The organism is Streptomyces sp. NPDC096079, assembly GCF_040303145.1.
Lineage (GTDB): Bacteria > Actinomycetota > Actinomycetes > Streptomycetales > Streptomycetaceae > Streptomyces.
This window is the reverse complement of the sequence record NZ_JBEOST010000043.1, coordinates 1-20,586: the sequence shown is the minus strand read 5'-3', so window position 1 is coordinate 20,586 and position 20,586 is coordinate 1. Positions and strand designations below refer to the sequence as shown.

Sequence of the window (20,586 nt, the reverse complement as noted above, 5' to 3'; positions counted from 1 at the left end):
GCACGCCCCCTCGCCGCACCGGCCAAAGACCCAAGTAGCTCCGCTACGAGGGCCTTCGTCCGGCACGCCGAGGGCACGCACCGGACACCGCGGGCGCCGCACAGGACTTTCGAAACACCCCCTAGATGCCCTGCCAGGACGGCTTGTTCGCGAAGGTGTGGCGGAAGTAGTCCGCGAGCTTCAGCTTGGAGGCGGCGGCCTCGTCCACGACGACCGTGGCGTGCGGGTGCAGCTGGAGCGCGGAGGCCGGCACGAGTGCCGCCACCGGGCCCTCGACGGTCTGTGCCACGGCCTCGGCCTTGCCCTCGCCGGTGGCGAGGAGCACCAGGTGACGGGCCTCCAGGATGGTGCCGATGCCCTGGGTGATGACGTGGTGCGGCACCTGCTCGATGTCGTCGTCGAAGAAGCGGGCGTTGTCCACGCGGGTCTGCTCGGTGAGCGTCTTGATCCGGGTGCGGGAGGCGAGCGAGGAGCAGGGCTCGTTGAAGCCGATGTGCCCGTCGGTGCCGATGCCGAGGATCTGCAGGTCCACGCCGCCGGCCTCGGCCAGCGCCGTGTCGTAGGCCTCGCAGGCCGCCAGCACGTCCTCGGCGGAGCCGTCGGGGCCCATGAAGGCCTCGGGGGAGAGCCCGAGCGGCTCGACGACCTGGCGGATCACGGTCGACCGGTAGGACTCCGGGTGGCCGGCGGGCAGCCCGACGTACTCGTCCAGCTGGGCGATCCGCGCGCGGGAGGCGTCCACCGCACCCGCGGAGACCCGGGCGACCAGGGCGTCGTAGATCGGGATCGGGGTCGAGCCCGTGGCCACGCCGAGCAGCGCGTCGGGCTTGCGGCGCAGGAGGTCGGCGATGCCGTCCGCGATCAGCTCGCCGCCGGCCTCGGCGTCCTTGACGATGACAACTTCCACGCTGTGCCTGCCGATCTGGTGAGGGGCTGGAGAAAGGACCATGTGGTATAGACCAATCAAAGTCCAAATCTAGCAGAGGAGAGGCCTTCTCCTCATGCCGTTCCGCCCCGCGGACGGCGCCTCCTCCATCCTCGGCCGCCCCTGTCCCCCGAGCCACTCGAAGCCCGCCCGCCCGGGGATCGCCGCACCCCTCGTCAGGCCAGCGAGCCTCCCGTCGCGTCGATCCAGTCGCCCGTCACCCAGCGCGCCTCGTCCGAGGCCAGGAAGGCCACCACGTCCGCTATGTCGGCCGGCGTCCCGACCGCGCCCAGCGCCGACATCGCCGCCGCCCCGGCCCAGGCCTCCTCGTTCCCCCGCAGCCACCCGGCGTTGATGTCCGTGTCCACGATCCCCGGCGCCACCGCGTTGACCGTGATCCCGCGCGGACCGAGCACCTTCGACAGATAGCGCGTGAAGACATCGAGCGCGCCCTTCGACATCGCGTAGGCGATGAGGTCCGGCATGGCCGCCGCCCTGCTCAGCCCGCTCGACACGTTGACGATCCGGCCGCCGTCCCGCAGTCGCTCCGCGCCCAGCCGCGCCAGGAAGAAGGGGGCCTTGGAGTTGACCGCGAAGATCCGGTCGTACTCCTCTTCGCCGATCGTCGCGAAGGGCTGCGACGCCCCGATCCCGGCGTTGTTCACGAGGATGTCCAGGCCGTCCGCGTGGGCGTCGAAGGCCCGCCACAGCGCCTCCGCGTCGCCCGGCACCCCCAGCTCCTGACCCACCGCGAAGGCGGCGCCGCCGGCCGCCTCGATCGCGGCGACGGTCTCCTTCGCCGCCTCCTCGTTCGTCCCGTAGTGCACGCCGACACGGGCGCCCTCGCGGCCGAGCCGCTCGGCGATCCCCCGCCCGATGCCCCGGCTGCCGCCCGTGACCAGTGCCGTCTTCCCGGCCAGCCTTCCGTCGAGCACGCCCATGGCGACGCCCCCCTGTTTCTGTAGTGGTCGTTACGTAAAGACCGTACCCCACGATCCGTAGCGAGCGCTATAGAATTCACCCATGGTGACGAGACAGCGCGGCCGCCCCCGCTCCTTCGACCGGCTCACGGCCCTGGAGCAGGCGACGATGGCCTTCTGGGAGCACGGCTACGAGACGACCTCCGTCTCCGACCTCACCCGCGTCATGGGCATCAGCGCGCCCAGCCTCTACGCCGCCTTCGGCGACAAGAGGACGCTGTTCGAGGAGGTCGTCGAGGCGTACACGCACAGCTACGGGGCCTACGGCGGCCGCGCCTTCGCCGAGGAGCCGACCGCCCGCGCCGCCATGGACCGCCTGCTGCGCGAGGCCGCCGTGCTCTTCACCGAGCCCGGACACCCGCACGGCTGCCTGATGATCTCCGCCGCGGTGAACTGCTCGACCCCCGAGGTGGAGCAGGCCCTGCGGGACCGGCGGAACGCCAATCTGACCGCGTTCGAGAACCGCATCCGCGAGGGCGTGGAGGCCGGCGACCTCCCGCCGGACGCCGACCCGCGCACCCTGGCCCGGCTGAGCGGCGCCGTCCTCCAGGGCATGTCCCTGCAGGCCCGCGACGGGGCGACGGCCGAGGAGCTGACGGCGGTGGCGGAGGCGGCGATGCGGGCCTGGCCGGAGGCCTGAGGGGCGTCCGGGGGGCGGGTGGTCAGCCGGCCTGAGGGGCGTCCGGGGGCGGGTGGTCAGCCGGCCTGAGGGGCGTCCGGGGGCGGGTGGTCAGCCGGCCGGGGAGGGGCGCGAAGGGCCCGGAAGAACCCGCGGGCCGCGGCGCCTGGCGGGACCCTCAGCCCGCCCGGCACCGCAGCCCGGAGTCGCCCGGCCGGGGGTGTGCGGTCCCGCGGCCGTGTGGGAGGTCTCGGCGCAGTCAGGGCAGAGAGCGCCGGGTACCTCGTCCATCCTCCTGTGCGGGGAGGATGGAGGCTCTGTTGCGTTCATTGTGGACTAGACCATTCTTGTCTGTCCATCCACAGGAACGCGGTCTTTCCCGGCCCATCCTCCAACACGGAGCTCCGGAGATCCAGGTTCACCGCCCCTGTAATTCCGCGGGTACGCTCGCATCGTGCCCTCCATGAACGACCTCGTCCGCCAGCACACCGCCCTGAGCGACTCCGACCTCGAGTGGCTCCATCTGCTGGTGTCGGAGTGGCAGCTGCTCTCCGACCTCTCCTTCGCCGACCTCGTGCTCTGGGTCCCGACCCTCGACGGCACGCGGTACGTCTCCGTCGCCCAGATGCGGCCCAACACCGGCCCCACCTCGTACCAGGACGACATGGTCGGCCATCTGGTGCCGCGCGGCCGCCGGCCGCTGCTCGACGCCGCCCTCGACGAGGGCCGGATCGTCCGCGAGGGCGACCCGGAGTGGCGCGAGGAGGTCCCGGTGCGGGTCGAGTCCATCCCCGTCCGCCGCGAGGGCCGGGTGCTCGGCGTCATCGCCCGCAACACCAATCTGCTGACCGTCCGCACCCCCTCCCGTCTGGAGCTCACCTACCTCCAGTCGGCCTCCGACCTCGCCCAGATGATCGCCGCCGGAACGTTCCCCTTCCCGGGCGAGCAGGTCGACATGGACTCCTCGCCGCGCGCCGGCGACGGCCTCGTCCGCCTCGACGCCGAGGGCGTCGTCCAGTACGCCTCGCCGAACGCGCTCTCCGCGTACCACCGCCTCGGCCTCGCCGCCGACCTGGTCGGCCAGGACCTCGGCCAGATCACCGCCGAACTCGCCCCCTCCCGGGGCCCGGTGGACGAGGCCCTGGTCAAACTGGCCTCCGGTTACGCGCCCCGTGAGTTCGAGGTCGAGGGCAACGGCGGGGTGATCCAGCTGCGCGCGATCCCGCTCAAGCCCAAGGGCACACGGATCGGTTCGCTCGTCCTCCTCCGGGACGTCACCGAACTGCGCCGCCGCGAGCGCGAGTTGATCACCAAGGACGCCACCATCCGGGAGATCCACCACCGGGTGAAGAACAACCTCCAGACGGTGGCCGCCCTGCTCCGCCTCCAGGCCCGCAGGATGGACTCCGACCGCGGTCGCGAGGCCCTCAACGAGGCCGTGCGGCGCGTCGGTTCGATCGCCATCGTCCACGAGACGCTGTCCCAGAACCTGGACGAGCGGGTGGAGTTCGACGAGATCGCCGACCGGGTCATCGCGATGGTCGCCGAGATCTCCCCGGGCAAGGTGACCTGCCGGCGCAACGGCCGCTTCGGCATCCTCGACGCGGAGGTCGCCACCCCGCTCTCCATGGTCCTCACCGAGGTCCTGCAGAACGCGCTCGAACACGCCTTCACGCAGGGGGAGCAGGGCACGGTCGAGGTCAGCGCCGTCCGCGGCGAGACCCGGGCCGACGCCCGGCTCCTCATCACGGTCCAGGACGACGGCCGCGGTCTGCCCGAGGGCTTCGACCCGCAGCGGGCCGGCAACCTCGGCCTGCAGATCGTACGGACCCTGGTGGAAGGGGAGTTGGGGGGTTCCTTCGACATGCTGCCGGGCGCCGAGCGTGGCACGAAGGTGGTCCTCGACATCCCCGTACGGCCGCAGAAGTGACGGGCTGAGGCAGCACAGCAGCGAGCCCCGGACCGAAGTGCTTCGGTCCGGGGCTCGAATGCTGTGGGTTACTGCTGCGCGCTGCGGCTCGGGGGCGGTGAATGCGTACGCGGTGTACGCGCCGCGTGCCTCAGGCTGTGCAGGTGGCTCAGGCGCTGGCGTTACGCGCCCGGTTGCGAGCGGCACGGCGCTTCATCGCGCGGCGCTCGTCCTCGCTGAGGCCACCCCAGACGCCGGAGTCCTGGCCGGACTCGAGCGCCCACTGCAGGCACTGCTCCATGACGGGGCAGCGGCGGCAGACGGCCTTGGCTTCCTCGATCTGCAGCAGCGCAGGACCGGTGTTGCCGATGGGGAAGAACAGCTCGGGGTCTTCCTCACGACAAACGGCGTTGTGACGCCAGTCCATGGCTGCTACCTCTCTCAGTGTTTCGTGCGAGTTGCTTGTGAATGTGAACGCTTTCACGAATCCCTCCGCAAGGGAAGGGCCGACTGCCAGTTGAACTGGTGTGGTCCTGTTGCTTGGGGTGGGGTTCTGGCTCTCAGTGGAGGCCGGTGTTGCGGGCCGTCCCGATCGCCAAGAAGAGACTCCCAAACCCCAGGGGCGGATACAACCCCTTCCGGAAAGTTTTTTTTGATTCCTCGGTGTCGGCTAGGTCACAGCCGTACTTCTTAAGGGTGGATGCGCGCCTAAACGTTCGAGTGAAAGGACTTTGGGCCCTTCCACTCACACAATCACACGCAGTGCACGGCGTACGCCTGTGAACGTCACGCTCGTACGCAGTCCGAGGTGGTCTCCGTCCATCTGCAGAGGGAGGGGAACCTTCGAATGCAAGGTGAAGTCGGTCAGGTCATGCAGAGACACGGCATGCTTGCCCCGCGGACCCCGTTCCGGGGTCGAGGTGAGCAGCTGGGTGCCGTAGAGGGCCACCGCCGGAGTGGAGAGCCGGCGCAGTCCGAGCACGTCGAGCGCGGTCTCGAAGGACGCCTCCGGGGACGCGTACACCGGGCGATTGCCCAGGTAGGTCCAGGGGGAGGTGTTGCAGATTATGGAGAGGACCAGGTCCTCGACCGGCTCCGCGCCGGGGCGCTCCAGGGTGATCGTGCCGTGCCGCCGGTTCGGCTCCTCCAGGAACTGGCGCACCACCTGGCGCAGGTAGAGGGCGTGCGTCGATCTCTTGCCGCGCTCGCGCTGCTGTTCGACCCGGCCGATGACGCTCGCGTCGAAGCCGAGACCGGCGCAGAAGGTGAACCAGCGCTCGGGCACGGATTCGTCCTCGGTGCCCGGCGTCCCGGACGCCAGCCCGAGGCTCACCGTCCGTGTCCGCCGCTCACGCAGCGCGTCGAGCAGCGCGCCGGTCGCCTCCACGGCGTCGTTCGGCAGTCCGAGGGCGCGGGCGAACACGTTCGTCGAGCCGCCGGGGACCACCGCGAGGCCGGGCAGCCGGTCCGGATCGGGCCCGTCGTGCAGGAGCCCGTTGACGACCTCGTTCACCGTGCCGTCCCCGCCGAGGGCCACGACCAGGTCGATGTTCCCGGCGTCCGCGGCCTGTCGTCCCAGGTCACGGGCGTGTCCGCGGTACTCGGTGGTGACCGCCTCCAGCTTCATCTCGCTGGCCAGGGCGTGGATGAGTACGTCACGGGTGCGGGCACTGGTGGTGGTGGCTGCCGGGTTGACCACGAGAAGTGCGCGCATGGTCGCCAGCGTACCTACCCGACGGTACCGGGCCCAGCCCAGCCCGATCCCCGGACACCTCCGGCGCCCCCGTTACCCTGCCTTGCATGAGCAGTACGGAGCAGACCCCCCGCCCCGCCCGCCTGGCCGCAGCCGCGGGCGTGGCTCTCGTCGAGGCCATCGGGCTCCTCGCCGGAGGCGTGTACATGCTGGTGCGGGCCCTCGCCGACGGCGGCGACCTCACCAGCGGGGCGACGGGCGGTGTGACCGTGATCGCACTCGGACTGATCCCGCTCGCCGCCGCCCGCGGCCTGTGGACGAGGCGCTCCTGGAGCCGCGGCCCGGCCGTGATCACCCAGATCCTCGCCCTGCCGGTCGCCTGGCAGATGCTGCAGACCGAGGGCGTGATCCCCTTCGGGATCGTCCTCGCCGCGCTCGCCGTGACCGGGCTCGTCCTCCTGGTGAACCCGGCCACGACCGAGGCGCTCGGCATCCGGCGCCCCGGTCAGTAGGCCCGGGGCCTACTCCTCGACCAGCAGCTTCTCCCGCAGCTGCGCCAGGGTCCTGGCCAGCAGCCGGGAGACGTGCATCTGCGAGATGCCCACCTCCTGGGCGATCTGCGACTGGGTCATGTTCCCGAAGAAGCGAAGGAGCAGGATCCGCTTCTCCCGGGGCGGCAGGTCCTCCAGGAGCGGCTTCAGCGACTCCCGGTACTCGACCCCCTCCAGGGCCTCGTCCTCCGCGCCCAGCGTGTCCGCGACCGCGGGCGACTCGTCGTCCGTGTCGGGGACGTCCAGGGACAGCGTCGAGTAGGCGTTCGCCGACTCCAGACCCTCCAGGACCTCCTCCTCGGAGATCCCGAGCCGCTCCGCCAGCTCGTGCACCGTCGGTGACCGGCCGTGCTGCTGCGAGAGCTCGGCCGTCGCCGTGGTCAGCGAGAGCCGCAGCTCCTGGAGGCGGCGCGGCACCCGGACCGCCCACCCCTTGTCCCGGAAGTGGCGCTTGATCTCGCCGACGACCGTCGGCGTCGCGTACGTGGAGAACTCCACCCCGCGCTCCGGGTCGAACCGGTCGACCGACTTGATCAGGCCGATCGTCGCCACCTGCGTCAGGTCGTCCAGCGGCTCGCCGCGGTTGCGGAAGCGCCGGGCCAGGTGCTCCACGAGCGGCAGGTGCATGCGCACGAGACGGTTGCGCAGCTCCGCCTTCTCCGGAGATCCCTCGGGCAGCTCGCGCAGCCGTACGAAGAGGGCGCGGGCGCCGCTCCGGTCGTGCGGGTCCGGGACGGCGTGGGCGTCCGGGCCCTCGTCGTCCTCCTCGTCGTCGGACTTCTCCACCGCCCCGGCCGCCTCGGCCTCGTCGGGCGTCCGCGCCTCGGAGGCCTCGGAGGAGCCCTCGGAACTCGCGGGGGCCTCGGAGACTCCTGGTGTCTCGGGAACCTCGTGGTGCTGCTCGTGCTCGCTCATGTGGTCCGCCTGCTCCGTAGCGACCCTGTTCGGCCGCGCCTGCTGCTCAGGGATGCCGGCCGTCGCGTCCCCGCTCCTCACGCCGGGCCTGGCCCCGCGCCGCGCTGTTTGTACAGGCTGATCGAGACCGTACGGTCCTCGGCCACCGACGACTCCACCTTCCCGGCCAGCGCCGACAGCACGGTCCACGCGAAGGTGTCGCGCTCGGGCGCCCTGCCGTCCGTCGTCGGGGCGGAGACGGTCACGTCGAGGGAGTCGTCGACCAGCCGGAAGACACAGCTGAGGACGGACCCCGGCACGGCCTGCTGGAGCAGGATGGCGCAGGCCTCGTCGACCGCGATCCGCAAGTCCTCGATCTCGTCGAGGGTGAAGTCCAAGCGCGCCGCGAGGCCGGCCGTGGCCGTACGCAGCACGGACAGATAGGCACCCGCAGCGGGCAGCCGGACTTCCACGAAGTCCTGGGTCCCGGGCTCGCCTGCGATCTGGGACACCCTCACCTCCAAGGTGGCACAAGCTCATTCGGGGTCCGGGGGGAGAGGCCCCCGGACCGGGCGGCACGCAGGGAGCCTGCGCGGTCCGCCGTGACGCTATCGCGATCCATCCTGCCGTGTCGCCGTGAGCCCCGGGGACCCGTGGATCCCCTGCCCCCGCCCGGCAGCCGCGGAGAACCCGCGGAGGGGTGACGTACCCAGCCGTCAGACGATCGAACCGTCGACGAAGCACCAGCGCCAGGCCTCGCCCGGCTCGAAGGTCCGCATCACCGGATGCCCGGTCGAGGAGAAGTGCCCCGTCGCGTGCCGTCCCGCCGAGGAGTCGCAGCAGCCCACGTGCCCACAGGTCAGACAGAGCCGCAACTGGACCGGATGCGTGCCGTCCGCACGGCACTCGGGACAGGTGTCGGCCAGCGGCACCGGTTCGGGGCGCGGCATTTCGGCTACGTGCGGGCACTCACTCATGATGGCCAGGTTACGTTGCGGCACGGGACGGGGTCGGGATCATGGACGCACTGCAGCTGGTGGGGCTGGTGGCGGCGAGCGCCGCCGTGGCCGGGTTCGCCCGGAGGACCCCGGTGCCGGCGCCGCTGCTCCTGGTCGCCGTGGGCCTCGCCGCCTCGTACGTGCCCGGGGTCCCCGACTACACCCTCGACCCGCACATCGTGCTGCCCCTGATCCTGCCGCCGCTCCTCTACACGGCCGCCGTCGACTCCTCGTACCTCGACCTGCGGGCCAACATCAGGCCCGTGGCGCTGCTGTCCGTCGGGTACGTCCTCTTCGCCACCGTGGCCGTGGGCTGGCTCGCGTACGTCCTCGTGCCCGACCTGCCGCTCACCGCCGCCCTCGTGCTCGGCGCCGTGATCGCCCCGCCGGACGCGGTCGCCGCCACCGCCATCGCCCGCAGGCTCGGCCTGCCGAACCGGATCACCACGATCCTCCAGGGCGAGTCCCTCGTGAACGACGCCACCGCGATCACCGCGTACAAGGTCGCCCTCGCGGCCGCCGTCGGCGAGGGCATCAGCTGGGCCGGCGGCCTCTGGGAGTTCGTCCTGGCCGCGGTCGGCGGCATCGGCGTCGGTCTGGTCCTGATGGTCCCCATCCACTGGCTGCGCACCCATCTGACCGAGGCGCTGCTCCAGAACACCCTCTCCCTGCTGATCCCGTTCATCGCGTACGCCGCCGCCGAGGAGGTCGGCGCCTCCGGAGTGCTCGCCGTCGTCGTGGTCGGCCTCTTCCTCGGCCACAAGGCCTGGAAGGTCGACTTCGCGACCCGCCTCCAGGAGGAGGCCGTCTGGAAGATGGTCGCCTTCGTCCTGGAGTCCGCCGTCTTCGCGCTGATCGGCCTCCAGCTGCCGTACGTCGTCAGGGGACTCGGCCGGTACGGCATGGGCGAGGCGGCCTGGTACGCGGCCGGGGTCTTCGTCGCCGTGGTCGTCGTCCGCTTCGTCTGGGTCTACCCGGCGACCTTCCTGCCCCGCTGGATGTCCCCGCGCATCCGGGAGCGCGAGCCCGAGGTGGACTGGCGGGCGCCGCTCGTCGTCGGCTGGGCCGGCATGCGCGGCGTCGTCTCCCTGGCCATCGCCTTCTCCATCCCCGTCGTCACCGACGGCGTCGACTTCCCGGCCCGGAACCTCGTCCTGTTCCTCACCTTCACCACCGTGATCGGCACCCTCGTGGTGCAGGGCCTCACCCTGCCGCCCCTCATCCGGCTCCTGAAGCTCCCCGGACGCGACCGGTACGCCGAGACCCTCGCCGAGGCCCAGGCCCAGAGCGAGGCCTCGACGGCCGCGGAGGAACGCCTCGACGCGCTCCTCGCCGACGAGCGCAACGCCCTGCCGAAGCCCCTCGCCGACCGGCTGCGCACGGTCATGGAGCGGCGCCGCAACTCCGTGTGGGAACGGCTCGGCGCCGTCAACGAGATCACCGGCGAGACCGCCGACGACACCTACCGGCGGCTTTCCCGCGAGATGATCGACGCCGAGCGCGAGGTCTTCGTACGGCTGCGCGACGCCCGTCGGATCGACGACGAGATGATGCGCACCCTGCTCCGCCGCCTCGACCTGGAGGAGGCGGCCGCGTTCCGCGAGGCCGACTAGGGGGTGTTTCGAAAGTCCCGCACAGCACCCGCGGCGCCCGGCACGCCCCCTAGTGCCGTGGCACTAGACGCCGTCCGGCGCGCCCGTGATCACCGCCGCGAGACGGGTGCCGGACGGGAAGGCGCCCTCCTCCGCGAGGGTCGTCAGGCCGTACAGCATTTTGGCCACATAAAGCCGCTCGATGGCGAGTTCGTGCCGCGCCTCGAAGTCCTGCGCGAACGCCTCCAGAGCGGGCGACACGCGCGCGTAGCCCCCGCCGTGGAACCGCTCGTCCAGGCTCCAGTCACCGCGCGGGCCGCCGAACGCCGTCTCCTGGAGGGCGCGGACCTCCCCGCCGAGGAAGCCGCCCTTGAGCACCGGGACGCCCAGCGCGTTCTGCCCGGGCGCGAGACCGGCCGCTAGCCCCGCCAGGGTGCCGCCGGTGCCGCAGGCGACCGCGACCGTGTCCGCCGCCCCGGCCAGCTCGCGGCCCAGCTCCACGCACCCGTGGACGGCGAGCGCGTTGCTGCCGCCCTCCGGGACCACGTACGCGCCCGCGGGGGCCCGCTCAAGGAGCCCCGCGAGCGTGGCCGGGTCGTGCTTCGCGCGGTACGTGGCCCGGTCCACGAACAGCAGCCGCATCCCGTCCGCCGCGCACCGCGCGAGCGAGGGGTTGAGCGGGCGCCCGGCCAGCTCGTCGCCGCGGACCACCCCGACCGTGGGGAAGCCGAGCAGCCGGCCGGCGGCGGCCGTCGCCCGCAGGTGGTTGGAGTACGCGCCGCCGAAGGTGAGCACGGGCCGGCCGGCCGCCTCGCGCAGGTTGAGCGCGAGCTTGCGCCACTTGTTGCCGGGCAGCTCGGGGTGGATGAGGTCCTCGCGCTTCAGGAGCAGCGTGAGGCCGCGCCGGGCGAAGCGCTCGTCCGCCACCGGCTCCAGGGGCGAGGGGAGCCGGGGCCGCAGACGGGAGAGGTCGAACACGGTCACCCGGCCATTCTCGCCGTCCCGCGCGGGGCGGCGCGGGTCCGGGCGGCGTCAGCGCAGGAGGCCGGCGATCCGTTCCCGCATCGACGCCATCGTGAACCCGCGCGGGTCCACCTTCCCCGGCTGCCACTCCCGGTGGCCGATCACCGAGTGGTGCGTCCAGCCGTGCGCCCGGCAGACGGCCGCCGCGACCTTCGCGATGGCCTCCAGCTGAACCTCCGGCCACGGGTCCTCGCCGTCGCCGAGGTTCTCGCACTCGAAGCCGTAGAAGTGCCGGTTGCCGTCCGTGGTGGCCTCGTCGTCCGGCGGCAGGCTCCGCTCGGCGATGACCGCGCGGAGGACGTCGTCGTCGCCGCGCCCGGCGTGGTTGGCGCGCCCGTAGCCGACGAGGTGGACCGTGCCGTCCTTGGCGATCACGCCGTGGCACAGCGGCCCGGGCAGGTTCTCGTGGCCGTCCCGGCAGAGCCGGACGGTCGCGGCGGTGCCGCGGGTCACGGTGTGGTGGATCATCACGCCGTGCACCGGGCCCCAGGGGCCCTTGTGGTTGCGGTTGTGGGTGGTCCAGTCGCCGACCTGGACGACCGCGAGGCCCCCGTCGCGCAGCGCGCCGAGGAACCTTTTCGCGGACAGGGGTGAGGCCATGACCGACTCCTTCCGGAGGGCGGGGTGAGCTACCGGAGTACCGGAGTCCGCCGCTCCGCTGCCATCCGTTCGGGTCGCGTGCGAGCCGTTTCGGCCAGTGCGTCAGGAGACGCCCGGAGCTGCGCTGTTCGGAGTCGAATCGCCTGGCATGCCCCGAAGATCGTCGAACAGTCCCACCCGAATGTGTAATGGCGCCGATACGCACCGTGCTGAAAGGCTTCCCTCGCAACTCAGTCATACGAGAGGGAGTTCCATGTCCGTTGGTTCGGTTGACGGCGAGGTCCGCGCGGAGCAGCAGGCCCCGCAGCAGAGTCTCGGCACCGCCGCCGCGCGGAACCTCGCCACCACCACCAAGTCGGCCCCGCAGATGCAGGAGATCACCTCCCGGTGGCTGCTGCGGACACTGCCGTGGGTCCAGGTGCAGGGTGGCACGTACCGGGTGAACCGCAGGCTCAGCTACTCCGTGGGCGACGGCCGCGTCACCTTCGTCCAGACCGGAGAGCGCGTCGCGGTGATCCCCGCCGAACTCGGCGAACTCCCCGCGCTGCGCGGCTACGAGGACGAGGCCGCGCTGACCGAGCTCGCGTCCCGCTGCACCCAGCGGGAGTACGCGGCGGGCGACGTCATCGCCGTGGCCGGAGCCCCCACCGACCGGGTGTACCTCCTCGCGCACGGCCGCATCGAGCAGATCGGCGAGGGCCCCTACGGCGACGAGGCCGTCCTCGGCGTCCTCGCCGACGGCGCCTACCTCGGCGAGGCCGCCCTGGTCCAGGAGGACGCCACCTGGGACTGGACCGCCCGGGCCGCCACGGCCTGCACGGTCCTCGAGCTCACCCGGGACGACGTGCGGAACCTCGCCGAGCGGGCCGGCTCGCTCGCCGCCCACCTCTCGGGCGTGGCCTCCGCCCCCGACCGGAGCACCAACACCTACGGCGAGGCCGCGATCGACCTCTCCGCCGGTCACGTCGGCGAGGCGGTCGTCCCGCACACCTACGTCGACTACGACGCCTCGCCCCGCGAGTACGAGCTGAGCGTCGCCCAGACCGTGCTGAAGGTCCACAGCCGCGTCGCCGACCTCTACAACCAGCCGATGAACCAGACCGAGCAGCAGTTGCGGCTCACGGTCGAGGCGCTCCGCGAGCGCCAGGAGCACGAGCTCATCAACAACAAGGAGTTCGGCCTCCTCTCCAACTGCGACTACGGGCAGCGGCTCCAGCCGCACGACGGCGCCCCCAGCCCGGACGACATGGACGAGCTGCTCTCGCGCCGCCGGGGCTCCAAGATGTTCCTCGCCCACCCGCGCGCCATCGCCGCCTTCGGCCGCGAGCTCAACAAGCGCGGTCTGGTGCCCGAGACGATCGAGATCGCGGGCAACCGCATCCCGACCTGGCGCGGCGTCCCGATCTACCCGTGCAACAAGATCCCGGTCTCGGACGCCCGCACCACCTCGATCATCTGCATGCGTACCGGCGAGGCCGACCAGGGCGTCATCGGTCTGCACCAGACCGGCCTGCCCGACGAGATCGAGCCCAGCCTCTCCGTCCGCTTCATGGGCATCGACGAGCAGGCGATCATCTCCTACCTGGTCACGGCCTACTACTCGGCGGCGGTCCTCGTCCCGGACGCCCTCGGCGTCCTGGAGAACGTCGAGGTCAGCCGCTGGCGTTGAGCCGACGGCGCCCGGGGGCGGGGTCCGAACCCTCCCGCCCCCGGGCGCTCCCGGCCCGCCGCGGCGAAGGCCGCCGCGTCGATCGTCAGGGCGGACCGCGCCGGGGGAACGCACCGCGGACCGCCGCGAAGGATGTGAAGGAAAAGACCGTGACCATGACCAGCGCGGACGCCGTCGCCGACGGCAAGGGCGCCGTGACGCTCCTCGACCGGACGCGCACGGCCGTCGATCCCCGACTGCGCGCGACCGTCGAGTCCCTGCCGGGCTCCATACGGCGCGTGGCGATGTACCACTTCGGCTGGGAGCGCGCCGACGGCACCCCGGACGAGGGCCCGCCGGGCAAGGCGATCAGGCCCGCCCTGGTCCTCGCGGCGGCCCGTGCCCTCGGCGCGGACGAGGCCCGGGCCGTGACCGCGGCGGCGGCCGTGGAGCTCGCGCACAACTTCACCCTCCTCCACGACGACATCGTCGACGAGGACCCCACCCGGCGGCACCGGCCCACCGCCTGGACCGTCTTCGGCGTCCCGGACGCCCTCATGGCCGGGGACGCCATGAGCGCCCTCGCGCTGCGGCTGCTCGCCGAGGACCCGCACCCCGCCTCCGCCCGGGCCTCCGCGCGGCTCGCCGACTGCGTCATCGAGCTCTGCGCCGGCCAGCAGGCCGACTGCGCCTTCGAGCGGCGCGACCCCCGGGCGGTCTCGCTCGACGAGTGCCTGGCCATGGCCACCGCGAAGACCGGTGCCCTGCTCGGCTGCTCCTGCGCCCTCGGCGCGCTCTACGCGGGCGCGGGGGAGGAGGAGGTGGCGGCGATGGACGCCTTCGGCCGGGAGGCCGGGCTCGCGTTCCAGCTGATCGACGACCTCATCGGGATCTGGGGAGACCCGGACCGCACGGGCAAGCCGGCGGGCGCCGATCTCGTCGCCCACAAGAAGTCGCTTCCGGTGGTGGCGGCGCTCACCTCCGGTACCCCGGCGGGAGAGGAGCTGGCCGAGCTGTACTCCCGTCCGGTCCTCGACGCCGCGGCGGTGCGGGCGGCGGCGGACGCCGTCGAGCGGGCCGGCGGCCGTGACTGGGCGCAGGCCCAGGCGGCCGAGCGCATGGGCCGGGCCGTCGAGCACCTGGCCGAGGCGGTGCCGGACCTGGCGGCGGCGGAGGACCTGCTCGCCCTCGCGGAGTTCGTGACCCGGCGCACGCGCTGACGGCCGGCGCTCACACCGCCGGGACGATCCGGGTGACCACGGTCTCGATCATGTCGTCCAGGTCGCGGTCGCCGAGGATCCCCGGGACCGTGAAGTGGTCGAGGAGCAGTCCGGTGAGGGCGAAGTACAGCAGCCGGACCGTGTCCGCGTCCCCCGGCATCCCGGCGGCGAGGTGCCCCTGGATGTTCGCCTCCAGGTCGGCGGCGAGCACCCTGGTGAGCTGGGTCCTCAGCTCGGGCCGGCGGACGGCTTCGAGGCGGAGCTCGAAGAGCCCGAGGTAGCAGGTGCGCTCGGCGGCGAGTCTGCGGGCGATCCAGCGCATCAGGTCGAGCACCAGCTCGCGGCTGGGGGCGGGGGCCATGGCGGTCTCCGCGTCCTCCGGGTCCGGGGTCAGCCGGACGAAGATCCGGTCGCCGACCTGGGAGAGCAGCTGGTCGCGGTCGCTGAAGTAGTTGGACGAGGTGCCCGTGGGGACCCCCGCCCGGGCGTCGACCGCCCGGAAGGTCAGCCCGCGGGCGCCTTCGTCCGCCAGGACCTCGATCGCGGCGTCGAGCAGGCTCGTACGGCGTTCCGGGTTTCTCACCACGTCGGACTCCCTCGAAGAAATGTCTTGCGTAACCACTACAGGTGAAGCACTATAGCTGTCGTGGTTGCGATCGCGGCCGCACTCCTGAGACGAAGAGGACCGGTTTGCGCAAGCTCACGTACTACATCGCCTGCACCATCGACGGCTTCATCGGCGACCCCGAGGGCGACGCCGGCTCCATGTTCAAGTTCGCGACCGGCGAGTACATGGCGGTCATGAACGCCGAGTACCCCGAGACCGTCCCGACGCACGCACGGGAGATGCTCGGGGTCGACGCCGAGAACAGGCACTACGACACCCTCATCCAGGGCAGGCAGTCGTACCAGCTCGCCCTCGACATCGGCGTCACCAGCCCGTACAACCACCTGCGCGAGTTCGTGGCCACCCGCTCGCTCACCGAGTCGCCCCACCCCAACGTCGAGCTGATCTCGGACGACCTGGTGGGCCGGGTGCGCGCGCTGAAGGCCGAGGACAGCCCCCTGGGCATCTACCTCTGCGGCGGCTCCACCATCGCCGGCGAGCTCATCGAGGAGATCGACGAGCTCGTCATCAAGACCTACCCGCAGGTGTACGGCTCCGGCATGCCGATGTTCGGCGCCGGCTTCGAGCCCCGGGACTTCGAGCTCGGCGCGGTGCGCGCCTTCGACAACGGCGTGCTCGTCCGCACGTACACCAGGAAGCGGTAGCGGCGGCGGGCGGCCTCGCGCGGGGCGGCCTACCCTGGACGCATGGGTGACGAGGCGCCTCGCACGACGCGGGACCCCCTGGCCGAGCGGCACTGCCCGGCCTGCGGCGGACCGCTCGGCACGCTGGCCACCCGGCACAAGGTCCTCGGGGCCTGGGTGCCGGAGTGGGAGGTGCAGCCCTGCCGCAACCCCGAGTGCCCGCTCCACGAGGGGGCGGAAGCCGCCGGCACGCACGTGACCGGCAAGAACGGCGAGATCGGGAGAAGTCCGGCCGCGGGGTGACCGGGCGCGCGCAGGACCCGGACATGCCGCTACAGTCCGCGCATGTCATCGGAGTCGACAGAAGTCTGGACCGGTTGGTACCGGGACCGCAGCGGCGCGGAAGCGATCGTCATCACGGCCGACGGGCGGCACGTCGCCACCCGGATCAGGGGCGTGGAGTACACGGGCGAGAGCTTCGCCGCGCTCATCGCCGCGGACGAGGGCGGCCGCGCCCTCACCGGCTGTGTCCTGGAGTGGGACCTGCCGCTCCCCGTCGTCGTGGACGGCGCCGCCCAGCAGGCCACCCTCGCCTGTCTGCTGACGCTCGGTGAGCGTCCCGACCTCAGCCTCACGCTGCACTACGGCGGCGCGGCCTTCGAGGCGTGCGTCGCCGGGGGTGACTTCGAGGGCGCCCTGGAGCGGGTACGGCGCCAGCTGCCGCCCGGGGCGGACTTCGGCCGCAGGCTCCTCCAGGCCGCCTGAGGCCGGGGACGGTGGCGCCCCGGGGAGGGGGCGCCACCGCCGTCGCGTGCCCGGGTGTCAGCCCTTGAAGGCGGACGCGAGGCCGTAGCGCCACAGCTGGTCGACGCGGGACCGCTCCTGCGCGTTCGGCTGGGCGTTCTGGCAGGACGTGCCGGGGCCGCCGCCCGACATCAACTCGCTGCACGGGCCGCTGTAGTGGTCCGGCAGGCCGAGGACGTGCCCGGTCTCGTGGGCGGTGACCCGGGTCGAGTTGTACTGCTGGTTCTGCCGGTAGTCGAGGAAGATGTAGCCGCTGCCGTGGCCGTCGGTGCTGGCGTACGAACCACGGGAGTCGTTGCCCTCGTAGTAAGCGAAGTCCGGGTTGCCGCCCTCGACGAGCCGGACGTTCGCCACCGAGCTGTTCCATATCTGCGCCGAACGCGCGATCTGGGTGCGGAAGCTCGGCGCGTTGGCGGCGCTGTAGACGACGGTGACGGCGGCCGCGCCCGGGGCGGCGGCGCGCTTCTTCGCCACCGACTTCACGACGGCGTCGAAGAAGGCCTGGTTGGCCTTGGCCTCCTCGGCCGAACCGGCGTACGCCACGGCGGCGTTGCCGTGGGAGACCGTGCCGACCGCCGCCGCCGGCGCCGTACCGAACGAGGCGGCGAGGCCGAGGCCGAGGGCGGTGGTCAGCACGGAGGTGAGGACCTTGGGGTGACGCATGGGGGGCTCCTCCTGTTGGGGTAGGAGAGAGTCTCGGGGGAGCAGCCCCGCGAGGGGATGATGTCAACCCCCGATAACCCCACCGCATCACCTCACCCGAATGACCCCAACTCCCTTGCAATCCAAGGTGATTGAGAGGTTCCGGGCGTCTGGTGCGACCCCCGGAGCAGCCCTACCCTCGGGGCATGGAGCTGGAGGTGAGACATCTGCGCGCGCTCTGCGCCATCGCCGACACGGGCAGCCTGCACAAGGCGGCCCGGCAACTGGGCATGAGCCAGCCCTCGTTGACCACCCAGCTGCGCCGGATCGAGAACTCCCTCGGCGCCGAGCTCTTCTCCCGCGGCCGCACCGGCTGCCGCCCCACCCCCCTCGGCCGCTCCCTGCTCAGCCGGGCCCGCCCGCTCGTCGCCGACATGGCCGCCCTCGTCACCGAGACCCGCGCCGCGGTCGCCCGCGCCGACGGCCCGGGACTGCGCGTCGGCTCCACCGCCAGCCGGGCGCTCCCCGGCTGGCTGCGACGGCTCCGGCAGCGGCTGCCCGGCACGGACGTCGGCCTCCGGGTGGACGTCTCCGCCAACGCCCTGCTGCGCACGGTCGCCGCCGGGCAGCTCGACGTGGCCTTCGTGCACGAGGTGGAGGGCTGCCCGCTGCGGGTCCCCGAGGGCCTCAGGGGCCGGGTCCTCGTCGCCCGCGAGCCGCAGTTCGTCTCCCTGGCCCCCGACCATCCGGCGGCCGCCCACCCCGTCGTGGACCTCGCCGACCTCGCGGCCGACCACTGGATGGTCGACCCGACCGTCGACGGCGAATGGGACGGCCTCCGCCGCGTCCTCGCCGCCGCCGGCATCGACCCGCCGCTGCTGCACGGGGACTACCACACGGCCGCCTCGCTGATCGTCCTCGGCGAGGCCGTCGCCCCCTGCCAGCCCACCTCGGTCCCGCGCGAGGACATGGCCGTCCGGCCGCTGCGCGGCGACCCCCTGGGCGTCCGGCTCCTGCTCTACGCGCGCCCCGAGGCGCCCCTGGACGTCCTGTACGCCGAACTCGCGGCGGCCTACCGGGAGGTGGCCCTGCGGGCGGCCCCGTACCGCGAGTGGCTCCGCCGCCAGGGCACGACGGCCACGCTGTCGGTGGGACCGTGCATGATGACCGTATGAGCGCACGTGAGGCCGTCGTACGACACGCACACCCCGAGGACCTGCCCCGAGTCGTCGAACTCGTCACGGAGCATGCCGCGTACGAGAAGGCCGCGCCCCCGGCCCCCGGCCTCGCGGACCGTCTCGCCGGCCTCCTCTTCGGCCCCGGACCGTCCCGCCTCCGCTGCTTCGTCGCCGTCCTGCCCGACGGCACCCTCGCGGGCTACGCCACCTGCGCCCCGGAGCTCTCCACCTGGGACGGCGCGGAGTACCTCCACATGGACTGCCTCTACCTCACGGAGACCTCCCGCGGCCACGGCCTCGGCCCGCTCCTGATCACCGCCCTCCGCGAGGAGGCCCGCGCCCTGGGCCTCCCGGAACTCCAGTGGCAGACCCCCGTGTGGAACGAGAGCGCGATCCGCTTCTACGACCGCCTGGGCGCCACGTCGAAGGAGAAGCGCCGCTACACCCTGCCGGCGGAGGCCTAGGGCCTGTCTTTCGGATCAGGCCGGATCAGGGCGCGTGCCAGGCCCCGCGAGCCCGGCACGATCCGAAAGACAGGCCCTGGACGCGCCGAGAGGGGCCCGGCCGCACCGTGCGGCCGGGCCCCTCTCGGGCGGGTGCCGGCAGACCGGGCCCGCCCCGGACGGTGTCGCCCCGTGGCGGCGGTGCGTCAGCCCTGGGAGGGCTCCTCGCCCGCCTGCCCGGTGCCCTCGGCCGCGCCGGTCTTCTCCCGCATCTTGCGGACCAGCTCCGCCTTCTTGTCCGCCGCGTTCCGGCGGTCGAGATTGCGGTGCGGACCGTTGTTCTGCCGCTCGGCGCGGGACTGCCTCTTGCGCTGGCCGCCGCCCTGGCCCACGGGGTTGTTGATGTTCTTGCTGTCGGTCACGGGCTCTCCCGGGTCATGAGGTGAACCGCTCTGGATTCGCTCTGGATTCGTACAACCATACGCACGCTCCGGGCGTCATGAAGGACGAGTGCGCCGCAGGCGTGCTCGTTTCGTTTCGGGGGGGGACCACATGACTCACCACATATCCCTGCGCGCCCGTGTGCTCACGACCGTGGCCACGGCCGGGATGCTCGTGCCCGTCGTCGCGGGCGCCACGCCCGCTGCCGCCGCCACCGCGCCGCAGGTCAGCTGCACGTCCGGCCGGGCCGGGCTCGCCGCCAAGCTGCAGCGGGACATCACCGCGGCCCTCGCCTCGCGCGGCGGAACCGTCGCCGTCGGCCTGCGCGACCGCGTCACGAACACCACCTGCACCCTGCGCGCCACGACCGCCTACGACTCGGCCAGCGTCGTGAAGGTGACCGTCCTCGCCGCGCTCCTGTGGGACGCGAGAAAGGCCAACCGTCCCCTGACCTCGCGCGAGGCCTCCCTCGCCACCGCCATGATCACCAAGTCCGACAACGCGTCCACCAGCGCCCTGTGGAGCCAGCTCGGCCTCACCAAGGTGAAGGGCTTCCTGGCGGCCGCCGGCATGACCCGCACCGTGCCGGGATCCGGCGGCTACTGGGGACTCACGCGGATCAACGTCACCGACGAGCAGCGGCTGCTCGGGCTGATCACCGCCAGGAACAACGTCCTGGCCGACAACGCCCGCGCCTACATCCTCAAGCTCATGGGCAACGTCGTCACCTCCCAGCGGTGGGGCACCACCGCCGGCGCGCCGTCCACCGTGGCCAAGCACGTCAAGAACGGCTGGCTGCAGCGCTCCACCCGCGGCTGGCGCGTGCACAGCGTCGGCACGTTCAACGGCGGCGGACGCGACTACACGATCACCGTCCTCACCGACGGCAACAGCACCATGAACTACGGCGTGAACACGATCCAGGCCGTGTCCCAGGCGATCCACCGGGACCTGATCCCGACCGCGGGCACCGCCACCCGCTACCGGCCCACCACCACGCCCGCGGAGGCGCACGTCGTGGTGCCCTGGGGCTGACCGCCGCAGAGGAACGCGACCGGCCCGTGAGGGACGCCGAGCTCGGCACACGTCGGCGCGGGTGTCGGCGGTGCCGTGCTCGATCTGCTCCGGCGCCAGGTACGAGACCGTGCCGAGGACCGCGCCGGTGGTGGCGGTCG

Annotated in this window: 24 protein-coding genes; 12 read left to right on the top strand and 12 right to left on the bottom strand. The window is 72.4% G+C overall.

Translation table 11 applies throughout. The features are described 5' to 3' along the window. Positions 1 to 121: 121 nt before the first annotated feature. On the bottom strand, positions 122 to 907 hold the full coding sequence (nagB, locus tag ABTY59_RS37215; RefSeq protein ID WP_352023579.1) for a glucosamine-6-phosphate deaminase: 786 nt from the start codon (positions 905 to 907) through the stop codon (positions 122 to 124). 194 nt (positions 908 to 1,101) lie between these two features. Then, entirely contained in the window at positions 1,102 to 1,866 is a 765-nt protein-coding gene (locus tag ABTY59_RS37210) for an SDR family oxidoreductase (RefSeq protein ID WP_352023578.1), read from the bottom strand. A gap of 82 nt (positions 1,867 to 1,948) precedes the next feature. On the opposite strand from ABTY59_RS37210, the gene ABTY59_RS37205 reads away from it, so the two are divergent. After that, on the top strand, positions 1,949 to 2,545 hold the full coding sequence (locus ABTY59_RS37205) for a TetR/AcrR family transcriptional regulator (protein ID WP_352023577.1): 597 nt from the start codon (positions 1,949 to 1,951) through the stop codon (positions 2,543 to 2,545). Between the two features lie 442 nt (positions 2,546 to 2,987). Beyond that, positions 2,988 to 4,454, top strand: coding sequence for a sensor histidine kinase (locus ABTY59_RS37200; RefSeq protein WP_352023576.1), 1,467 nt, complete (start codon positions 2,988 to 2,990; stop codon positions 4,452 to 4,454). 148 nt (positions 4,455 to 4,602) lie between these two features. Here ABTY59_RS37200 and ABTY59_RS37195 read toward each other — a convergent pair whose 3' ends face one another. Beyond that, a complete protein-coding gene (locus ABTY59_RS37195) occupies positions 4,603 to 4,860 on the bottom strand; it encodes a WhiB family transcriptional regulator (protein ID WP_003953983.1) in 258 nt (85 codons plus the stop codon). Positions 4,861 to 5,178: 318 nt separating this feature from the next. Beyond that, the gene (locus ABTY59_RS37190) at positions 5,179 to 6,147 is read right to left on the bottom strand and encodes a diacylglycerol/lipid kinase family protein (RefSeq protein WP_352023575.1); all 969 of its coding nucleotides are present in this window, start codon (positions 6,145 to 6,147) and stop codon (positions 5,179 to 5,181) included. An 86-nt stretch (positions 6,148 to 6,233) separates the two neighbouring features. Here ABTY59_RS37190 and ABTY59_RS37185 point away from each other — a divergent pair, with 86 nt between their 5' ends. Continuing rightward, on the top strand, positions 6,234 to 6,638 hold the full coding sequence (locus ABTY59_RS37185) for a hypothetical protein (RefSeq protein WP_352023574.1): 405 nt from the start codon (positions 6,234 to 6,236) through the stop codon (positions 6,636 to 6,638). 9 nt (positions 6,639 to 6,647) lie between these two features. On the opposite strand, the gene ABTY59_RS37180 is transcribed toward ABTY59_RS37185, so the two are convergent. The 3 genes from ABTY59_RS37180 to ABTY59_RS37170 form a co-directional block, all read right to left on the bottom strand. Continuing rightward, positions 6,648 to 7,673 (bottom strand): RNA polymerase sigma factor SigF, encoded by a 1,026-nt coding sequence (locus ABTY59_RS37180; RefSeq protein ID WP_403538284.1) that lies wholly within the window; start codon positions 7,671 to 7,673, stop codon positions 6,648 to 6,650. Further along, positions 7,670 to 8,083 (bottom strand): ATP-binding protein, encoded by a 414-nt coding sequence (locus tag ABTY59_RS37175; RefSeq protein WP_015036094.1) that lies wholly within the window; start codon positions 8,081 to 8,083, stop codon positions 7,670 to 7,672. Before ABTY59_RS37175 ends, ABTY59_RS37180 begins: the two co-directional genes overlap by 4 nt. 204 nt (positions 8,084 to 8,287) lie before the next feature. Next, a complete protein-coding gene (locus tag ABTY59_RS37170; protein ID WP_352023572.1) occupies positions 8,288 to 8,548 on the bottom strand; it encodes a UBP-type zinc finger domain-containing protein in 261 nt (86 codons plus the stop codon). A 41-nt stretch (positions 8,549 to 8,589) separates the two neighbouring features. On the opposite strand from ABTY59_RS37170, the gene ABTY59_RS37165 reads away from it, so the two are divergent. After that, positions 8,590 to 10,182, top strand: a complete 1,593-nt coding sequence (locus tag ABTY59_RS37165; protein ID WP_352023571.1) for a Na+/H+ antiporter — start codon at positions 8,590 to 8,592, stop codon at positions 10,180 to 10,182. A gap of 63 nt (positions 10,183 to 10,245) precedes the next feature. Here the strand turns inward: ABTY59_RS37165 and ABTY59_RS37160 are convergent, their stop codons facing one another. Further along, positions 10,246 to 11,145, bottom strand: coding sequence for a 1-aminocyclopropane-1-carboxylate deaminase/D-cysteine desulfhydrase (locus tag ABTY59_RS37160; RefSeq protein ID WP_352023570.1), 900 nt, complete (start codon positions 11,143 to 11,145; stop codon positions 10,246 to 10,248). A gap of 48 nt (positions 11,146 to 11,193) precedes the next feature. Continuing rightward, a complete protein-coding gene (locus tag ABTY59_RS37155) occupies positions 11,194 to 11,784 on the bottom strand; it encodes an N-acetylmuramoyl-L-alanine amidase (protein WP_352023569.1) in 591 nt (196 codons plus the stop codon). Between the two features lie 253 nt (positions 11,785 to 12,037). Here ABTY59_RS37155 and ABTY59_RS37150 point away from each other — a divergent pair, with 253 nt between their 5' ends. Beyond that, positions 12,038 to 13,453, top strand: a complete 1,416-nt coding sequence (locus ABTY59_RS37150; protein WP_352023568.1) for a family 2B encapsulin nanocompartment shell protein — start codon at positions 12,038 to 12,040, stop codon at positions 13,451 to 13,453. Between the two features lie 155 nt (positions 13,454 to 13,608). Then, positions 13,609 to 14,652, top strand: a complete 1,044-nt coding sequence (locus ABTY59_RS37145; RefSeq protein ID WP_352023581.1) for a family 2 encapsulin nanocompartment cargo protein polyprenyl transferase — start codon at positions 13,609 to 13,611, stop codon at positions 14,650 to 14,652. Between the two features lie 10 nt (positions 14,653 to 14,662). Here ABTY59_RS37145 and ABTY59_RS37140 read toward each other — a convergent pair whose 3' ends face one another. After that, positions 14,663 to 15,238: a TetR/AcrR family transcriptional regulator gene (locus tag ABTY59_RS37140; RefSeq protein WP_352023567.1), complete on the bottom strand. Its 576-nt coding sequence runs from the start codon at positions 15,236 to 15,238 to the stop codon at positions 14,663 to 14,665. A 104-nt stretch (positions 15,239 to 15,342) separates the two neighbouring features. Here ABTY59_RS37140 and ABTY59_RS37135 point away from each other — a divergent pair, with 104 nt between their 5' ends. From ABTY59_RS37135 to ABTY59_RS37125, 3 genes are read left to right on the top strand one after another with little or no spacing between them, the layout of a single operon-like run. Beyond that, positions 15,343 to 15,924: a dihydrofolate reductase family protein gene (locus tag ABTY59_RS37135; protein ID WP_352023566.1), complete on the top strand. Its 582-nt coding sequence runs from the start codon at positions 15,343 to 15,345 to the stop codon at positions 15,922 to 15,924. A gap of 42 nt (positions 15,925 to 15,966) precedes the next feature. Further along, a complete protein-coding gene (locus ABTY59_RS37130) occupies positions 15,967 to 16,206 on the top strand; it encodes a hypothetical protein (RefSeq protein WP_352023565.1) in 240 nt (79 codons plus the stop codon). Between the two features lie 42 nt (positions 16,207 to 16,248). Next, positions 16,249 to 16,668, top strand: coding sequence for a DUF6304 family protein (locus ABTY59_RS37125; protein WP_352023564.1), 420 nt, complete (start codon positions 16,249 to 16,251; stop codon positions 16,666 to 16,668). A 57-nt stretch (positions 16,669 to 16,725) separates the two neighbouring features. Here the strand turns inward: ABTY59_RS37125 and snpA are convergent, their stop codons facing one another. Continuing rightward, the gene (snpA, locus tag ABTY59_RS37120) at positions 16,726 to 17,370 is read right to left on the bottom strand and encodes a snapalysin (RefSeq protein WP_352023563.1); all 645 of its coding nucleotides are present in this window, start codon (positions 17,368 to 17,370) and stop codon (positions 16,726 to 16,728) included. A gap of 185 nt (positions 17,371 to 17,555) precedes the next feature. Here snpA and ABTY59_RS37115 point away from each other — a divergent pair, with 185 nt between their 5' ends. Both ABTY59_RS37115 and ABTY59_RS37110 read left to right on the top strand, forming a co-directional pair. Next, positions 17,556 to 18,524 carry a LysR family transcriptional regulator gene (locus tag ABTY59_RS37115; protein ID WP_352023562.1) on the top strand — a complete coding sequence of 323 codons (969 nt, stop codon included), beginning with the start codon at positions 17,556 to 17,558 and terminating at the stop codon, positions 18,522 to 18,524. After that, positions 18,521 to 18,991: a GNAT family N-acetyltransferase gene (locus ABTY59_RS37110; RefSeq protein WP_352023561.1), complete on the top strand. Its 471-nt coding sequence runs from the start codon at positions 18,521 to 18,523 to the stop codon at positions 18,989 to 18,991. Before ABTY59_RS37115 ends, ABTY59_RS37110 begins: the two co-directional genes overlap by 4 nt. A 185-nt stretch (positions 18,992 to 19,176) precedes the next feature. On the opposite strand, the gene ABTY59_RS37105 is transcribed toward ABTY59_RS37110, so the two are convergent. Next, positions 19,177 to 19,392, bottom strand: a complete 216-nt coding sequence (locus ABTY59_RS37105) for a DUF6243 family protein (RefSeq protein ID WP_352023560.1) — start codon at positions 19,390 to 19,392, stop codon at positions 19,177 to 19,179. Between the two features lie 130 nt (positions 19,393 to 19,522). Here ABTY59_RS37105 and ABTY59_RS37100 point away from each other — a divergent pair, with 130 nt between their 5' ends. Continuing rightward, positions 19,523 to 20,446 (top strand): serine hydrolase, encoded by a 924-nt coding sequence (locus ABTY59_RS37100; RefSeq protein ID WP_469538404.1) that lies wholly within the window; start codon positions 19,523 to 19,525, stop codon positions 20,444 to 20,446. Positions 20,447 to 20,586 lie beyond the last annotated feature (140 nt).

Coding starts and splice junctions, on each gene's coding strand:
- ABTY59_RS37110 (WP_352023561.1), top strand. CDS start 18,521: ATGAGCGCACGTGAGGCCGTCGTACGACACGCACACCCCGAGGACCTG.
- ABTY59_RS37130 (WP_352023565.1), top strand. CDS start 15,967: ATGGGTGACGAGGCGCCTCGCACGACGCGGGACCCCCTGGCCGAGCGG.
- ABTY59_RS37100 (WP_469538404.1), top strand. CDS start 19,523: ATGACTCACCACATATCCCTGCGCGCCCGTGTGCTCACGACCGTGGCC.
- ABTY59_RS37210 (WP_352023578.1), bottom strand. CDS start 1,866: ATGGGCGTGCTCGACGGAAGGCTGGCCGGGAAGACGGCACTGGTCACG.
- ABTY59_RS37205 (WP_352023577.1), top strand. CDS start 1,949: ATGGTGACGAGACAGCGCGGCCGCCCCCGCTCCTTCGACCGGCTCACG.
- ABTY59_RS37200 (WP_352023576.1), top strand. CDS start 2,988: ATGAACGACCTCGTCCGCCAGCACACCGCCCTGAGCGACTCCGACCTC.
- ABTY59_RS37185 (WP_352023574.1), top strand. CDS start 6,234: ATGAGCAGTACGGAGCAGACCCCCCGCCCCGCCCGCCTGGCCGCAGCC.
- ABTY59_RS37145 (WP_352023581.1), top strand. CDS start 13,609: ATGACCAGCGCGGACGCCGTCGCCGACGGCAAGGGCGCCGTGACGCTC.
- ABTY59_RS37165 (WP_352023571.1), top strand. CDS start 8,590: ATGGACGCACTGCAGCTGGTGGGGCTGGTGGCGGCGAGCGCCGCCGTG.
- ABTY59_RS37125 (WP_352023564.1), top strand. CDS start 16,249: ATGTCATCGGAGTCGACAGAAGTCTGGACCGGTTGGTACCGGGACCGC.
- ABTY59_RS37155 (WP_352023569.1), bottom strand. CDS start 11,784: ATGGCCTCACCCCTGTCCGCGAAAAGGTTCCTCGGCGCGCTGCGCGAC.
- snpA (WP_352023563.1), bottom strand. CDS start 17,370: ATGCGTCACCCCAAGGTCCTCACCTCCGTGCTGACCACCGCCCTCGGC.
- ABTY59_RS37170 (WP_352023572.1), bottom strand. CDS start 8,548: ATGAGTGAGTGCCCGCACGTAGCCGAAATGCCGCGCCCCGAACCGGTG.
- ABTY59_RS37190 (WP_352023575.1), bottom strand. CDS start 6,147: ATGCGCGCACTTCTCGTGGTCAACCCGGCAGCCACCACCACCAGTGCC.
- ABTY59_RS37150 (WP_352023568.1), top strand. CDS start 12,038: ATGTCCGTTGGTTCGGTTGACGGCGAGGTCCGCGCGGAGCAGCAGGCC.
- ABTY59_RS37195 (WP_003953983.1), bottom strand. CDS start 4,860: ATGGACTGGCGTCACAACGCCGTTTGTCGTGAGGAAGACCCCGAGCTG.
- ABTY59_RS37115 (WP_352023562.1), top strand. CDS start 17,556: ATGGAGCTGGAGGTGAGACATCTGCGCGCGCTCTGCGCCATCGCCGAC.